Source organism: Micromonospora sp. NPDC005197, from assembly GCF_040608295.1.
Taxonomy (GTDB): domain Bacteria; phylum Actinomycetota; class Actinomycetes; order Mycobacteriales; family Micromonosporaceae; genus Micromonospora.
The window spans coordinates 55,733-70,187 of record NZ_JBEXHY010000003.1; the positions used below are offsets into that span (position 1 = coordinate 55,733).

The window sequence follows — 14,455 nt, forward strand, 5'->3', positions numbered from 1 at the left end:
CCCGGCAGTCAGCCCACCGAGGCCAGCAGATCGTCGGCCAGAGCATAAGCAGCGGTCGACACAACGAGAGGGTCACCGATACCCTCCTCGGCTCTGCCCGCCATCACCGATCCTGGCGCTTCGGGGCTTGCCGCGAACAGGTACGCCAAGAATCCAAGGGCTTGCTCGGTCACCTGCCCTGCAAGTTCATCAGCCCGAAGCTCGCGCAGACTGTCAGCAAGCTGCTCGGTTCTCACCGCCACGAGAAGCCGGTAGATGTCGTGTGCGTCCTTATCCACGAGGCGCTTGGGCGCCTGTTGCCGCTCGCCAACCTTGTGCAACTTGGCCACCAGCAAAGCGGCAGGGCCCGCGACATTGGCCGTACAGACACGGCTGTCGCCCGGAGCGAGCGCACGTATGGCAAGTGCGGCGTGGTCGACGACCGCAGCCTCCAATCCAACCGCTCGCCTCGCCGCTCTCGTGGAGTGCGGCGGGATTCTTGCTGCCCGACGACTTGATCCACCAGCAAGCGCCTCTGGGACCATCAGATCGACGGGAATTCCTTTGGGGTTCAACCATGCCCCAGGCTGGTGCGCTCGAACATCGAGATGAAACCCGGCTGCCCGCATGGCCTCCTCCAGTAATGGCTCCTGCGGGAGCGCGCGCGTGTCGAGTGCAAGGTCGCAATCCTTGGTCGCTTCCGCCAGTGCGACGGGTGCGGCACCCGTATGCAGGTATATCGCCTGTGCTCCGATCACGATCACAGCGTTGGCGTGGTCGCGAAGAGCATCCAGGGCGTCCAGTAACGCACCCCGTGCGGACAGCAGAAGGTCATCGTCGCCATGCCTGCTCATGCTCCTCCATCCAGTCAAGGAGTTCCTGCCCCTCAGCAGGCGCCCGCCCAGGGCCTGTCAGCAGATCGACAGCGGCTTGGCTCGGAGCCACATAAAGCAAGCCGTCATCCTGCACCCGTCGATCGAACACGACGTCGTACTTTCCCTGCGCGAGCAGCACGTTCGCACCCGCATCAACGGGGCGCAGCTTGAGTTTCTCGGCGGCTTGGGTCACGTCGTCCACGTAAAGCATCGCCAGCCTGGCCGGCGCATAAGGCGCTAGACGGTGCGCCGCCAAAGACCCGGTCAGCGCGTAGCGCAATCCGTGCACCCCCCGCAGGTCTTCCTGCAACGCCGGAATGCCTCGCGGACTCAGGTAGGCGTTGACACTGTTGCTGCGCTGGAAACCGTAATCCTCACTCCATCGCTCCAGGATTCGGCGCCACTCAACGCCCCTTATCAGGCCGCCTTTCGCGCGCGTGACAAGCGCTTCGCGCTGAAGGAAGTCAACAACTCGATATGTCGCTCCTGTTGACGCGCCCGACAGGCGTACCAAGTCTGGAACGCTCATCTCTGCAGCGGTGTCCACCAAGGCGCGTACGACACGCGCCGCTGGCGGCCCTTGCAAAGTGCCGCGGGGCCTGCCTGGCCCGCGCCAGGGATCTCGATCGGCGCCCCTGTCGCGCAGGTACATCGCCGGACGTTCAAGCGATATCTGCATATTGCCCGTAGCGTCACCGTAGGAGACCTTGCGCTCTTCCAGCCATGCGCGAGCCGAAGGCCCGAGGTATCGGGCGGCGATCATAGGCAACGGACGATCGACGTTAGGCAGCCTGTGGGAGCGAAGTTGGTCGAGGGCGGAGGCAAGATCGCTGGTGACCACCGAGCGCTTTGCCTCGATGACGAAGACCGCCGTCGCCCCATCAGGACCGGTCAGCTCAGCTACACCGTCGATCCGGCCCGGCACTTGCTCAGCAAGGCGCATCGACCATCCAGGCGGCAGCCGATCCACCACGAGCGCCACGACACGGCGGAGAACATCGGCCTCCCGCTCCGGCGGCCCATCAAGGGCGGGTTTGCCTGAGGCCGGCACGCCTCACCCCCTCGCCTGTTCGGGTAATTAGCGAATTCCGCCGCGAACGGAACCAGCCTATATCCAGAACTCCGCTCCGCCGAACATCTCGCCCCGCCCGGCGTGCCACCGCCCGCGACTCTTCGGGGACGCCCATCGGTGGTCAGAGCAGGAGCGTGGCGCGATCACCGGTGCGAGCCGTACCTCTGCTTGTCAACGACACATTGAACCGCCAGGTACGCGGAAACCGTCGCCCGTGGACTCGGTTTCAGCGTCGGCGGTCGCCGTTGTTGCCCCGGTCCCGGACGCCGGAGCGGTCGAAGACCGACACCCGGTCCCCGCCGTGGCGCAGGGTCGGGTGGTCGTCCTCACCGGCGCTGCTCGGGAAGGGCACCACCTTTCCCGAGCTCTCGGCGTTGCCGGCGGCCGTGAACGCGTTCCAGGAGATGTCGACGAGCAGCTTCTTCGTCTCGGCGTGCCGGATGGCGGCGTTGCGTTGCAGCGCCATCCGGGCGCCCAGCACCACCGCGACCAGCGTGGTGGTGATCGCGCCGGTGGCGGCCAGCACGTGGGCGCCGGTCGCCGCGTTGGTGCGCAGCACCAGGACCAGCAACCAGATCCAGAACCCGGCGGCGAAGACGCCGGCCTTGGCGACGAAGAAGAGGCTCACCGCACCGGGCTGGTACGGCAGCGGACGGCTCGATTCGGCCATGGTGCTCCTCGGCGGTGGTCCGGGCGATCGGCGGCACGCGCGCGTGCGCCGTGCCGGGACGGGCACCGAGCTTAGTGGAAGAACGACGATGATCGCTGGGTGCCGGTACGAATACTGCCCGGGTTGGAGTCTCATCGGTGGGACAGTTTGTGCGGTCAGTCAGTGGTTTCCGGTTCCCGGCGTACTACGCTCGGGAGGCACATCTTCCCAGTGCTCGGCCGGGAGGGAAAGACATACCGGAATGGGTTCCGCAGACGTGTCACCGCAGATGGCGTTCGCCCGCTTCGTCCGGCGCGCCATCGACGACGCTCGCAACGAGCGCGGATGGACCGTGACTGATCTTGCCTCGCACACGGGCGTGGGCCGTTCCACAGTGTTCCGTTGGCTCGCCGGTGACTGGCAGGATTACCCCGAGTTGGCCAAGGTACGCGGCTTCTGCGCCGCGCTGGATCTGCCGGTGGCTGCCGCGTTCCGGGCGCTCGGGCTGCCCGACGCGGGCTCGGTGCCCCGGCGCCGCAGCGATGACGGCCCGGTCGAGGCCGACGTCCGGGCCATCCTCGACCGCCTGGCCGATCCCACCGTCCCAGCCGAGGAAAAGCACCACATCCGCGACCTCCTCCGCTACCTGGCCCGCCGCCCCACCCGCCGAGCCGGCTAACCCCCCACCCCCACCCCCCACCTCCCTCCCCCTCCGCGCGTCGATCATGAAGTTATTGCCGTGACACGCCGACGCGAGTGGCAATAACTTCATGATCAACGGGGGTGGCCCCCGGGGGGCGGGCGGGAGGCCGGGGGTCAGGGGACCGTCAGGGTGAACTCGGCGGTGTGGACCTGGTTGGCTACCTGGAAGTCGAGGTAGAGGCGGTAGCGGCCCGGGCCCGGGGTGGTCAGCCAGAACTTCACCTGGCCGTCGGCCAGCTCCGGTTCGGGGTGCACGTGCAGGTAGCCCAGGTCGCCCTCGCGCAGCGCCACCAGGTGGCCGTACGCCCCGAGGTAGCGCTCCAGCACCGCGTCACCGTCCGCGCCGTCGATCCGGAAGGTCAGCGGCACCGTGACACCGGCCTGCGGGCTGCCCTGGTAGGCGACGCTGAACCCGTCCACCGTCGTCGAGGTCGCCGGGACGGGCAGCAAACGCGGCTCGTACGTGCCCGGCACGACCAGGTCCACCCCGAGGGTCAGCGCGCTCTGGCCGCCGTTGTCGGCGACCACCGTGAAGTCGGCGTACGCCCGCCAGACGCCGGGCTGCGCGAGGGTCACCGGCACCGTCCAGGTGCCGTCCGCCGCCATGGTCGGGTGCAGATGCTGGTAGCCCGTCAGGTCCCGACGGACCACGATGAGGTGCATCGGCTTGTCGTGCACGACGGCGAACCGGGTGACCGGGCGGCGTTGCACGTCGCGTACCTGAAAACGGAACTGCCCGGGGCGGCCGGCCGGAAACTCGGTGGCCAGGGGAACGAGCGTGTATCCGGCCGAGCTGACCGACAGACCGCCGGGGTCGGCGGCAGCGCCCTGGTCGGCGCCCGTCACGGACCCGTGGTCGTGGGCCCCGGTGCCCGGCGGGTGGGTGTGGTCGGCGGTCAGTGCCGCAGCGCTGCTGCCGCCGGTGGTGGTGGTGGTGCCGTTCATGCGACCGAGGCCGAACCCGAGCAGCACGGCGAGCACCAGCCCGCCGACCACCAGCGCCAGCCGGACCGTGCTCCGGTCCGGCACGGTGGCGGCCTGCTCAGGCACCGCCAGCGTCCAGCACGTAGCCGGCCTCGTCAACGGCCGCCCGCACCGACTCGTCGGGCAGCGGGCTGTCGCTGGTCACCGTCGCGGTGCCGGAGGCCAGGTCGACCTGGACCTGCCGCACACCGGGCAGCGCCGACAGCTCGTCGGTGACCGCACGCACGCAGTGCGCGCAGGTCATGCCGGTGACGGCGTACGCGCGGGTGACGGGCTGCTGATCGGTCATGCGGCCACCGTACCGCCGCGCCCGGCCAGCCCTGACCGACGCCGGGGCGGCGTGGCGACCGTCGCAATCCGCGCGGCCCGGGAACTTTCCGCCCCGCAGCCGCCCACCGACCTCCGCGATCGCGAACGGCGGCTCAGCCGGCCACGGCCAGAGCGAGCGGGAGCACATCGGGAGCACCGGCCCGCCGCAGCGCGCGGGTCACCATCGTCATCGTCCAACCCGAGTCGACCAGGTCGTCGACGAGCAGCACCGGCCCCTCCAGCGCGGCCAGCGCGTCGGCCAGGTCGGCCGGCACGGTGAAGGCGTCGTGCAGCGCGCGTACCCGCTGGGCGCTGTTGCCGCGCGGCCCGCCGGGGCCGTCCGGGCCGGTCGGGGTGACCGCGCCGAGCAGCGGCAGCCGGCCCACGGCGGCGATCCGCTCGGCCAGCGAGCCGACCAGCCGGGGCCGCCGGCGGGAGCCCACCGCGACCACGCCGACCGGGCGGCGGGGCCACGGATCGTCGCCGTGCGCCCACGCCTTCAGCACCTCGACCACCGCGCCGGCGACGTCGTCGGGCACCGGCACGTCGGGCGCCTCCGGGCCCACCAGCTCCCGCAGCCGGCCACCCCAGCCCAGGTCGGAGAGGCGCCCGACCGCACGGCCGGGCAGCGCCTGCTCCGCGGGGGCGATCCGGCCCTTCAGGGGTACGCCCACCGCGTCCAGCCCGGTCGGCCAGAGCTTCTTCGGGGCGATCTCCACGCCGGGGCGACCGAGGAAGGTCTGCGCGGCGGCGAGCGCTGCCGTCGACACGTCGGCGGCGAAGAGCGGGTCGGCGCACCTGTCGCACCGGCCGCAGTCGGTCGCGGCGGTGTCGTCGAGGCGTTCGCGTAGATACCGCATCCGGCAGTCGGACGTCGACGCGTACTCCCGCATGGCCTGTTGCTCGACGGTGCGCGCCTCGGCGACGCGGCGCAACCGGGCCTCGTCGTAGACCCAGGGCTCGCCGGTGGCGAGCCAGCCACCGCGCACCCGGCGGACCGCGCCGTCCACGTCGAGCACCTTGAGCATCAGCTCCAGGCGGGCCCGGCGCAGGTCGACGAGGGGTTCGAGGGCCTGGGTGGAGAGCGGACGGTCGGTGTGCAGGGCGGCCAGCACGGCGCGGACCTGCTGCTCCGGCGGGAACGCCAGCGAGGCGAAGTAGCGCCAGATCGCGGCGTCCTCGACACCGGGCAGCAGCAGCACCTCGGCGTGCTCGACGGCGCGGCCGGCCCGGCCGACCTGCTGGTAGTACGCGATCGGCGAGGGTGGTGCGCCGAGGTGGACGACGAAGCCCAGGTCGGGCTTGTCGAAGCCCATGCCGAGCGCGCTGGTCGCGACCAGCGCCTTGATCTTGTTGTCGAGCAGGTCCTGCTCGGCGGCCCGCCGGTCGGCGTCGTCGGTCTGCCCCGAGTACGAGGCGACCGGATAGCCCCGCGACCGCAGGAACTCGGCCGTCTCCCCCGCTGCCGCGACGGTCAGCGTGTAGACGATGCCGGACCCGGGCAGCTCGTCCAGGTGGTCGGCGAGCCAGGCCAGCCGGTGCGCCGGGCTGGGCAGGTCGAGGACGCCGAGGCGCAGCGACTCGCGGTCCAGCGTGCCGCGCAGGACGAGCGCGTCGCCCAACTGCTCGGCCACGTCCTGGGTGACCCGGGCGTTGGCGGTGGCGGTGGTGGCCAGCACGGGCGTGCGCTCGGGCAGGTTGGCGAGGAACGTGCGCAGCCGCCGGTAGTCCGGTCGGAAGTCGTGCCCCCAGTCGGAGACGCAGTGCGCCTCGTCGACCACCAGCAGCCCGGTGGTCGCGGCCAGCTTCGGCAGCACGCCGTCGCGGAAGTCCGGGTTGTTGAGCCGCTCCGGGCTGATCAGCAGCACGTCCACCGCGCCGGCCTGGATCTCGGCGGTGATCTCGTCCCACTCGTCGAGGTTCGCCGAGTTGATCGTGCGAGCCCGGATGCCGGCCCGCGCGGCGGCCTCCACCTGGTTGCGCATGAGCGCCAGCAGCGGCGACACGATGACGGTGGGGCCGGCCTGGTCGGCCTGCCCGCTGTCGCGCAGCAGGGCGGTGGCCACGAAGTAGACGGCTGATTTGCCCCAACCGGTGCGCTGCACGCAGAGCACCCGTCGCCGGTCGACGACCAACGCCTCGATGGCCCGCCACTGATCCTCGCGCAGTCGGGCGTGCTCACCGGCCAGCCGGCGCAGCACCGCCTCGGCCCGCTCCCGTACCGCCGCCCGTTCGTCGCCCATCCGGCATTTCTACCAGCTGGGGCGGACATCCCCTCCGGCCTGTTGCGGCGGAGAGCTGGTCTGCTGGGGCGGAGAGCTGGTCTGCTGGGGCGGAGGGCTGGTCTGCTGCGGGAGCACGGTCGTCGGGCCCGGCGTCGGGGCAAGGAAGACGAGGTGGTCGCGGAGGGAGTCGGTGAGCAGCAGCGGGAGCAGACAGCGAGCGGCCAGGTCCTCCATCGAACCGAACGGGCCACGCAGCCAGCGGTCCACCACCACCTGCCGGGCCTGCTCGGCGGTGATCCCGGGCAGCTCGGCGATCGTCGTCTCGGGGACCGCGTTGACGTCCACCAGGCCCCCGTCGTCGAAGGTACGGGGCAGGTCGGGCCGGCCGATGCGCAACTCATGCCGCGCCGCCGGGTAGTGGTACAGCAGGTAGCGGGCCTGCTCACGGCGGACCCGGCGCTCGTCGGCGACCGCCCCGGCCGGCGCCGCGCCCCGGCCGGTGATCGCTGACCAGATCGCACCGTTGAGCAGGAGCGTGTGCAGGACGCCGAGCAGCCAGGTGAGCAGCCAGGTGATGATCGCGACGACGTCGACGGCGGTCACGTCGTCCGAGTCACCGGAGCCGACCACGCCGATGAACGCGACCATCACCGACAGGTAGCCGAGGGCGGCGAGCCCGTGTCGCCAGCTCCGGCGCCACACCGCGTAGACCAGCACCACCAGCCACGTGAGCAGGCCGAAGGAGAGCACCCCGATCAGCGCGGCGACGATCGCCGTGCTGACGCTGACCCACCGCCGCGCCCGCCGGGGTGGGGTGCCGCGCACCGGGTACTCGTCCCGCGGCATCGGCGGGAACGCAGCCGGCGGCGAGAACGCGGCCGGCGGCGGAGCAGGCGGCGGAACGGCGGATTCCGGGTCGGCTGGGTGGCCTGGCTCGGCTGCCCGCTCCTGGGCCGGCACCACCGCGACGGATCCCGCGGTCGCGGGCAGGGGTGACTCCGGCTCGTTCGCCGGCTTTTCCACCACCAGTGTCGGGTCGGCGCGCAGTATCCGCCCGTGCAACACGCGGAGCGCCTCACCCGGCTCGATGCCGTACTCCTCGCGGAGCAGGTCCGCGAATTCCCGGTACGCGGCGAGTGCCTCCGCCTGCCGCCCACTGCGGTAGAGCGCCAGCATGAGCTGGTGCCGTAGCCGTTCCCGAACCGGGAACTCGGCCACCAGCTCCACCAGCTCCCCGGCCATCTCGCGGTGCCGCCCGAGGTCCACCATCAGCTCGGCCCGGGTCTCCAGCGCCACGGCCCGCAGCTCCACCAACCGCTGCCGGGCCGCCTCGAAGACCGGCCCGGTGAAGCCGGCGAACGGTTCCCCCTGCCACAGGGCCAGGGCTGCGGCCAGCTCGGTCACCGCGTCGGTGGCACGGCCCTCCGCGCGGCGTTGTCGGGCGCGGTGCACCAACCGCTCGAAGCGGACCGCGTCCACCGCCTCGGGGCTGACCCGGAGCAGGTAGCCGGCGTCGGTGAGGCTGAGCACCTGTCCCGGCGTACGCGGCGACCGGTCCGGTTCCAGCACCCGGCGCAGACCGGCCACGTACTTCTGCACCACGTTCGGGCCGTTGGCGGGCGGGTCCTCCGGCCAGACCGCCTCGACGATCTGCCCGGTGGAGACCGAGCGGCCGGCGGAGAGCAGCAGTACGGCGAGCACCGCGCGCTGCTTGCCGGGACCGAGGTCGATCTCCCGGTCGGCGTACCAGGCCCGCTGAGGCCCGAGGATCTCGAAACGCAGCTGTCCTGACATGCGAGTTTCCGCTCCTGACACCCCCGCGAGCGCCGGACGGCAGTGCCCGGCAGCCGGACGGCAGCATATCGGCAGCCGAACCGCCGTGCCGGCCGGCAGCATCGTCGTCGGCAGAAGCCAGGCAGCGAGAAAGAGAAGTGCGATGACACAGGCAACGGGCACCGCCGGCACCATCCGACGGACGGTCGGTACGGCCGCCGCCGTGCTGGCCGCGACCACCCTGCTCGCGGGTTGCGGGTCGAAGAGCGAACCGGCCGCGGCGCCACAGAGCAGCCCGTCCGCCAGCCCGAGCGTCAGTCCGAAGGAGGCGCTCCTCGACGCCGTCCCGGACGGCACCGAGGGGGCGTTCCGGTTGAGCGGCAAGGACGCGTCGAGCACCGTCGACGGCCGGGTCGACCCGGCGGCGAAGGGACTCGAACTCAACATGGTCATGCCGCCGGACTCCGACGGCATCGCGTTGAAGATGTCGTTCCTGGTGATCGAGGAGCAGTACTGGGTGAAGGTGAAGCTCAGCGGCCGTCCCGGCCTGCCGAAGTTCCCCGACAAGTGGATGAAGCTGGACCGCGCGAAGCTGACCGACGCCGAGAGCGTCCCGTCCTACGACGGTGTGGACCAGGGCAACGCCGGTCCGCTGATCCAGGCGGCCACCTCGGTCGAGGAGAAGAGCCCCGGTCAGTACGTCGGGTTCATCGACGTGAGCGAGCCGGAGGCGTCGAAGGCGCTGGAGGAGGGCGAGGCGGCGGCCCTCGGGGAGGCCGCCAAGAAGGTGCCGTTCACCGCGGTGGTCGGCGCGGACAAGCACCTGGCCTCGCTGACGTTGAAGATGCCGGCCGCCGGCAAGGCGAAGGCGTACGACTACGTCGTCAAGTACGCCGACTACGGCAGCGCGCCGAAGATCAGCATGCCGACCGGCGCCGCCGCCACGAAGGCGCCGGCGATGGCGTACGAGTTGTTGAACGGCTGATCGGCTGACCCACGACGCAGAGGGCGGCGGCCACACGGGGGGCCGCCGCCCTGTCGTCGTCCGCGGACGGTGGCGTGCTCAGTGCGCTGCGGGTCGGCGTGGCGTGCTCAGCGGCCGAGGACCGAGCCGCCGTGCCCCTCGGCCATCCACAGAACCCCGTCGATCATGAAGTTATCGCCATCCGCGACGGCGTGTCGTGGCAATAACTTCATGATCGACAGAGGGGTCAGCGTGGGGGGCGGAGGGATCTGGTCAGGTGGGCCAGGCGGGGGGCGAGGCTTGTGATGCCTCCGGGGAAGAAGTAGACGGCCAGGATGAAGACCGTGCCCAGGACGAACAGGGGCTGGCTCAGCGGGTGACTGAGGACGGCCGGCAGGTTGTCGACCGCGTCGCTCGTGCCGAACGCGGTGAGCCGGTGGTCCAGGTACATGTAGAGGACCCCACCGAGCACCGGCCCCCACCGGGTGCCCGGCCCGCCGAGCACCACCATGACCAGCAGCGACAGGGTCAGCTCGGACGAGGTGATGTGCGGCGACGCGCCGCCGACGATCAGGACGTAGACCACCCCGCCCGTCGACGCCAGCCCGCCGGCCAGGGTGAACGCCACCAGCTTGTAGCGGTACGGGTCCAGCCCGAGCACGCCGATCCGCCGCTCGTCGTCACGCAGCCCGGCGAGCACCCGACCGGTCGGCGACCCGCTCACCCGGTGCACCACGAACACCACAAGCGTCAGGTACGCGAGCGCCAACCAGTACAGGTTGACCGTGTTGGTCACCCCGACCAGCCCGGCGGGCAGCCCGGACACGTCCAGCGGCAGACCCTCCTCGCCGCCGGTGAGCCCGCCGAAGTCCCGGGCCACCAGGATCGCGCCGACCTGGGCGAAGGCGAGGGTGACCATGGCGAAGGCGATGCCCACGGTCCGCAGCGCCACCGCGCCGAGCAGCGCCGCGAGGATGGTTCCCCCGGTGATGGTCAGCAGCGCCGCCTGCCACAGCGGCAGACCGGCCCGGGTGATGAGGATGTCGGTGCCGTAGACACCGGCGGCGAAGTACAGGGCGTGCCCGAAGGAGAGCATCCCGGTCCGACCGAAGAGCAGGTCGTACCCGGCCGCCAGCCCGCCGAAGATCAGGCAGATGGCGAGCAGTTGCAGGGTGCCGGGTGAGTTGACCGGCCCTTCGAAGATCCCCGGCAGGGAGATCGTCGAGTACGGCAGGATCGCCAGCACGGCCAGCGCGACCAGCGGCAGGAACGGGCGGACCCGGTGCCACCGCCCCCGCTGCGGGGTCAACTCGTCGGGTACCTGCGCGGGAGGCGCGTCGATCACCGTCATGCCGTTGCCACCTTTCCGGCGATGCCCTGCGGGCGCAGCAGCAGCACCACGGCCAGCAGGCCGACCACGCAGATGTCGCCCAGCCCGGACGTGCCGTAGTAGTTGACGAACTGCTGCACCAGCCCGACCACGACCGCCGCGTACGCGGAGCCGACCACCGAGCCCATCCCGCCGATCACCACCACGATGAACGCGAAGATCAGCAGCGAGCCGCCTTGCCCGGGCGAGACGGTGCCGAAGTAGACCCCGCCGAGCGCACCGGCGAGCGCGGCGGCCGCCCCACCGATCGCGAAGACCAGGGTGAACGCCTTGCGGACGTCGATGCCGAGCGCGGTCACCATCTCGCGGTTCTCCACCCCGGCCCGGATCACCAGGCCGTAGCGGGTCCACCGCAGGAACGCCAGGATCGCGCCGAGCACCAGCACCGCCGCGACGATCAGCAGCAGGCCACCGTTGGGCACCTGCGCGCCGAGGATCCCGGTCACCTGCCGGGTCCAGTCCGGCCGTGGAAACGGCCGGGCGTCCGCACCCCAGGTGGCCTGGAGCAACGCCACCCCGGCCAGCGACAGCCCGACGGTGACCAGCACCTGCTCGATGGTGCGGGAGTACAGCGGGCGGATCAGCACCAGCTCGACCAGGATCGCCACCAGCGTGCCGGCGGCCACCCCGAAGGCGACCGCGAACACGAAGCCGAACCCGTCGCCGCCGGCACCGGGCAGATTGCCCGCCGCCCACCAGGTGCCGTACGCGCCGACGCCGAGGAACAGGCCGTGCGCGAAGTTGAGCACGTCGGCCAGGCCGAAGACGAGGGACAGGCCGGACGCGACGAGGAAGTACAGCGCCGCCAGGCCCAGCCCGGTCAGCGTCAAGAGGATCACGGTGCCCATCAGTGGTTCACCTCCGCCGAGCCCACACCCAGCAGCGACTTGGTCAGCGCCGTCTCCAACAGCAGCTCCCGGGCGTCGCCGGTCCAGGCCACCTTGCCGGCGGCCAGCACCACCGCGTCGCGGGCCAGCCGGCGTACGACCGCCAGGTTCTGCTCGACGAGCAGCACCGGCACCGACTCCGCGACCCGTTCCAACACCTCGGCCACCTCGGTCACCACCTTCGGCGCCAACCCCTTGGTCGGCTCGTCGACCAGCAGCAGCCGGTTGTCATTGAGCAGCACCCGCCCGATCGCGAGCATCTGCTGCTGCCCGCCGGAGAGCGAACCGGCCCGTTGGCGTCCGCGCCGGTCCAGCTCCGGAAAGAGCGCGAAGACCTTGTCGTACGCCGGGGTGGTGCCGCGCCGCTCGGCGAGCCGCAGGTTCTCCGCGACGGTGAGGCCGGCGAAGACGCAGCGGTCCTCGGGCACGTAACCGAGACCGCCGCGGACCAGCCGGTGCGTGGGGCGGGCCAGCAGACTCTGCGCGCCCATCCGGATGGTGCCGCGGACCTCGCCGGCGGGCGGGGTGAGGCCGACGATCGCGCGCAGCGTGGTGGTCTTGCCGACCCCGTTGCGGCCGAGCAGGACGGTCACCCCGGTCGGGGCGACAGTGAAGGACACCCCCTGGAGGATGTGCAGCCCGGAGATCCGGACCGACAGGTCCTCCACGCTGAGGATCGGTTCCATCAGAGCGACTCCCCCAGGTAGGCCTCTTGCACGGTGGGGTTCGCCATCACCGTCTCCGGGGTGTCGCAGGCGAGCAGCGCGCCGTGGTGCATGACGGCGATCCGGTCGGCCAGTTCGAGGATCACGTCCATGTGGTGTTCGACCATCAGCACCGCCCGACCGCTGTCCCCGGTCAACGACTTGATGACGGCGACCAGCTCGGGCACGTCCTCGGCGCTGACGCCGGCCATCGGCTCGTCGAGCAGCATCACCCGCGGCTCACCGGCGAGCAGCAGAGCGATCTCCAACTTGCGCTTCTCGCCGTGTGCCAGGGTGCCGGCCATCGCCGTACCCCGGTGGGCGAGGCCGACCCGGTCGAGCGCCGCGTCGGCGGCGGCGGCGACCTCCCGGTCGGCCGCCGCCCGCCGCCACAGCGCCATCGAGCCCCCGCGGTGCGCCTGCACGGCGAGCCGGACGTTCTCCCGCACGCTGAGCGAGCCGAAGACCGACGACGCCTGGAAGGTACGGCCCAGACCGAGGCGGGCCCGCCGGTGCGGCGCAAGCCCACCGATGTCCTGCCCGTCCAGGGTGATCCGACCCTCCGTGGCCCGGCGCAGGCCGGTGATCAGGTTGAACAGTGAGGTCTTGCCGGCGCCGTTCGGCCCGATCACGCCCAGGAACTCCCCGGGCGCCAGGTCGAGGTAGACGCTGTCGACGATGGCGACCTCACCGATCCGCCAGGTCAGACCGCGGGTGGCGAGCATGAATCAGCCCTTCATCGCCACGGCCGGCGGCGCGGTCTCGTCACCGGTGAGGCTCTTCTGCGCGGTCGCCGTGAAGGCGGTGCCGCTGCCGGTCAGCTTGGCCTGGAACATCGGCTGGAGCAGCGCGTGGTCGGCGGCCCGGATGGTCATCTTGCCCTTGACCCCGTCGAAGCTCCAGCCCTCCAGCGCGGTGACCATCTTGTCGACGTCGTCGCCGCCCTCCTGCACCGCGCGGACCACCATCTGGGCGGCGGCGAAGCCGTCCGGGTGGAACAGGTCGATGGTGTTCACCTTGGCCTTGAGCGCCTTGCTGGCCTCGGTGTCGGACGCACCGTCGAAGTAGTGCGACAGGAAGGAGATCTTCGCGCCGGCCGCCCCGAACGTCGGCCAGGAGGCCCGGATGTCCAGGCCGGTGACGACCGTGGTGGAGGAAAGCACACCCTGCTGGTCGAGCGTCTGCCACATGGCCGGGGCGGTCGTGCCGGCCCAGGCCACGAAGAGCAGATCCGGCTTGGCGGCCTTGATCTGGCTGGCGAACGGCGTGAACTCGGTGGCACTGGCCGGCGCCCGGACGCTGCTCACGGTGGCGCCCGCGCTACCGATGACCGCCTTGACGGCCGCCTCGTTGGCGTCACCGAACGCGCCGTCCTGGGCGAAGACCACGACCTTCTTGCCGGCCGGGTCGCCGATGAACGACTTGGCGGTCACCACGTCCTGGTAGGACTGCCGGCCGGAGCGGAACGTGTACTTGTTCGCCCCGGTCACCGCGTCGGTCGCGGCCGGGCCGGAGATGAAGAGAACCTTGTTCTGCGCCGCGATCGGCGCGACCTGGAGCGCCACACCGGACGCGGTCGAGCCGGCAATGATCTTCGTACCCTTGCCGATCAGGTCCTTCGCGGCGGAGACCGCCTTGGCCGGGTCACCGGCGTCGTCGACCTCGGTCAGCTCGATCTTCCGGTCACCCACCTTGCCGGTGCCCTTGGTGGCGAAGTCCAACCCCGCCTTGAACCCCTCGACGTACTGCTTTCCATAGCTGGCCAGGGCTCCCGACTGGGAGTACACCAGGCCGACCTTGACCGGGGCGGCGCTGTCGCCGCCGCCGGTGGCGGTGTCCTGCGGGCTACCACAGGCCGTTGCGGCGAGCGCCGCAGCCATCATCGTGGCGGCGGAGAGGAACGCCCGCCGCGTGTGCCGGACCGTCATCGCGACTCCAGGTG

Annotated in this window: 14 protein-coding genes; 2 read left to right on the plus strand and 12 right to left on the minus strand. The window is 71.3% G+C overall.

Annotated elements, in window-relative coordinates:
- Positions 1 to 8: 8 nt before the first annotated feature.
- The 3 genes from ABZU46_RS02265 to ABZU46_RS02275 all read right to left on the minus strand — a co-directional run bounded on the left by ABZU46_RS02265 (position 9) and on the right by ABZU46_RS02275 (position 2,596).
- A complete protein-coding gene (locus ABZU46_RS02265) occupies positions 9 to 833 on the minus strand; it encodes a GSU2403 family nucleotidyltransferase fold protein (protein WP_354854398.1) in 825 nt (274 codons plus the stop codon).
- The gene (locus ABZU46_RS02270) at positions 811 to 1,836 is read right to left on the minus strand and encodes a hypothetical protein (protein ID WP_354854400.1); all 1,026 of its coding nucleotides are present in this window, start codon (positions 1,834 to 1,836) and stop codon (positions 811 to 813) included. Before ABZU46_RS02270 ends, ABZU46_RS02265 begins: the two co-directional genes overlap by 23 nt.
- A 316-nt stretch (positions 1,837 to 2,152) precedes the next feature.
- On the minus strand, positions 2,153 to 2,596 hold the full coding sequence (locus ABZU46_RS02275) for a hypothetical protein (protein ID WP_354854402.1): 444 nt from the start codon (positions 2,594 to 2,596) through the stop codon (positions 2,153 to 2,155).
- Positions 2,597 to 2,837: 241 nt separating this feature from the next.
- Between ABZU46_RS02275 and ABZU46_RS02280 the strand changes: the two genes are divergently transcribed.
- A complete protein-coding gene (locus ABZU46_RS02280) occupies positions 2,838 to 3,254 on the plus strand; it encodes a helix-turn-helix transcriptional regulator (RefSeq protein ID WP_354854403.1) in 417 nt (138 codons plus the stop codon).
- Positions 3,255 to 3,391: 137 nt separating this feature from the next.
- Here the strand turns inward: ABZU46_RS02280 and ABZU46_RS02285 are convergent, their stop codons facing one another.
- The 4 genes from ABZU46_RS02285 to ABZU46_RS02300 all read right to left on the minus strand — a co-directional run bounded on the left by ABZU46_RS02285 (position 3,392) and on the right by ABZU46_RS02300 (position 8,589).
- The gene (locus ABZU46_RS02285; RefSeq protein ID WP_354854405.1) at positions 3,392 to 4,327 is read right to left on the minus strand and encodes a hypothetical protein; all 936 of its coding nucleotides are present in this window, start codon (positions 4,325 to 4,327) and stop codon (positions 3,392 to 3,394) included.
- Positions 4,320 to 4,550 (minus strand): heavy metal-associated domain-containing protein, encoded by a 231-nt coding sequence (locus tag ABZU46_RS02290; protein ID WP_354854407.1) that lies wholly within the window; start codon positions 4,548 to 4,550, stop codon positions 4,320 to 4,322. The genes ABZU46_RS02285 and ABZU46_RS02290 overlap by 8 nt, the downstream gene beginning before the upstream one ends.
- Positions 4,551 to 4,683: 133 nt before the next feature.
- A complete protein-coding gene (locus ABZU46_RS02295; RefSeq protein WP_354854409.1) occupies positions 4,684 to 6,813 on the minus strand; it encodes a DEAD/DEAH box helicase in 2,130 nt (709 codons plus the stop codon).
- Positions 6,814 to 6,822: 9 nt separating this feature from the next.
- On the minus strand, positions 6,823 to 8,589 hold the full coding sequence (locus tag ABZU46_RS02300) for a BTAD domain-containing putative transcriptional regulator (RefSeq protein WP_354854411.1): 1,767 nt from the start codon (positions 8,587 to 8,589) through the stop codon (positions 6,823 to 6,825).
- Positions 8,590 to 8,731: 142 nt separating this feature from the next.
- On the opposite strand from ABZU46_RS02300, the gene ABZU46_RS02305 reads away from it, so the two are divergent.
- Complete coding sequence (locus ABZU46_RS02305) at positions 8,732 to 9,553, plus strand: hypothetical protein (protein ID WP_354854412.1); 822 nt, start codon at positions 8,732 to 8,734, stop codon at positions 9,551 to 9,553.
- 226 nt (positions 9,554 to 9,779) lie between these two features.
- Here ABZU46_RS02305 and ABZU46_RS02310 read toward each other — a convergent pair whose 3' ends face one another.
- From ABZU46_RS02310 to ABZU46_RS02330, 5 genes are read right to left on the minus strand one after another with little or no spacing between them, the layout of a single operon-like run.
- Positions 9,780 to 10,883 (minus strand): branched-chain amino acid ABC transporter permease, encoded by a 1,104-nt coding sequence (locus ABZU46_RS02310; RefSeq protein ID WP_354854414.1) that lies wholly within the window; start codon positions 10,881 to 10,883, stop codon positions 9,780 to 9,782.
- Complete coding sequence (locus ABZU46_RS02315; RefSeq protein ID WP_354854416.1) at positions 10,880 to 11,770, minus strand: branched-chain amino acid ABC transporter permease; 891 nt, start codon at positions 11,768 to 11,770, stop codon at positions 10,880 to 10,882. Before ABZU46_RS02315 ends, ABZU46_RS02310 begins: the two co-directional genes overlap by 4 nt.
- Complete coding sequence (locus tag ABZU46_RS02320; protein ID WP_354854418.1) at positions 11,770 to 12,495, minus strand: ABC transporter ATP-binding protein; 726 nt, start codon at positions 12,493 to 12,495, stop codon at positions 11,770 to 11,772. The genes ABZU46_RS02315 and ABZU46_RS02320 overlap by 1 nt, the downstream gene beginning before the upstream one ends.
- Positions 12,495 to 13,238, minus strand: a complete 744-nt coding sequence (locus ABZU46_RS02325; RefSeq protein WP_354854420.1) for an ABC transporter ATP-binding protein — start codon at positions 13,236 to 13,238, stop codon at positions 12,495 to 12,497. Before ABZU46_RS02325 ends, ABZU46_RS02320 begins: the two co-directional genes overlap by 1 nt.
- 3 nt (positions 13,239 to 13,241) lie before the next feature.
- Entirely contained in the window at positions 13,242 to 14,441 is a 1,200-nt protein-coding gene (locus ABZU46_RS02330; protein WP_266246453.1) for a substrate-binding domain-containing protein, read from the minus strand.
- Between the last annotated feature and the right edge of the window lie 14 nt (positions 14,442 to 14,455).

What these genes read in the sequence shown, in the direction of transcription:
- ABZU46_RS02265 (WP_354854398.1), bottom strand. Translation starts at nt 833, where the DNA reads ATGAGCAGGCATGGCGACGATGACCTTCTGCTGTCCGCACGGGGTGCG.
- ABZU46_RS02275 (WP_354854402.1), bottom strand. Translation starts at nt 2,596, where the DNA reads ATGGCCGAATCGAGCCGTCCGCTGCCGTACCAGCCCGGTGCGGTGAGC.
- ABZU46_RS02280 (WP_354854403.1), top strand. Translation starts at nt 2,838, where the DNA reads ATGGGTTCCGCAGACGTGTCACCGCAGATGGCGTTCGCCCGCTTCGTC.
- ABZU46_RS02290 (WP_354854407.1), bottom strand. Translation starts at nt 4,550, where the DNA reads ATGACCGATCAGCAGCCCGTCACCCGCGCGTACGCCGTCACCGGCATG.
- ABZU46_RS02295 (WP_354854409.1), bottom strand. Translation starts at nt 6,813, where the DNA reads ATGGGCGACGAACGGGCGGCGGTACGGGAGCGGGCCGAGGCGGTGCTG.
- ABZU46_RS02300 (WP_354854411.1), bottom strand. Translation starts at nt 8,589, where the DNA reads ATGTCAGGACAGCTGCGTTTCGAGATCCTCGGGCCTCAGCGGGCCTGG.
- ABZU46_RS02305 (WP_354854412.1), top strand. Translation starts at nt 8,732, where the DNA reads ATGACACAGGCAACGGGCACCGCCGGCACCATCCGACGGACGGTCGGT.
- ABZU46_RS02310 (WP_354854414.1), bottom strand. Translation starts at nt 10,883, where the DNA reads ATGACGGTGATCGACGCGCCTCCCGCGCAGGTACCCGACGAGTTGACC.
- ABZU46_RS02315 (WP_354854416.1), bottom strand. Translation starts at nt 11,770, where the DNA reads ATGGGCACCGTGATCCTCTTGACGCTGACCGGGCTGGGCCTGGCGGCG.
- ABZU46_RS02320 (WP_354854418.1), bottom strand. Translation starts at nt 12,495, where the DNA reads ATGGAACCGATCCTCAGCGTGGAGGACCTGTCGGTCCGGATCTCCGGG.
- ABZU46_RS02325 (WP_354854420.1), bottom strand. Translation starts at nt 13,238, where the DNA reads ATGCTCGCCACCCGCGGTCTGACCTGGCGGATCGGTGAGGTCGCCATC.
- ABZU46_RS02330 (WP_266246453.1), bottom strand. Translation starts at nt 14,441, where the DNA reads ATGACGGTCCGGCACACGCGGCGGGCGTTCCTCTCCGCCGCCACGATG.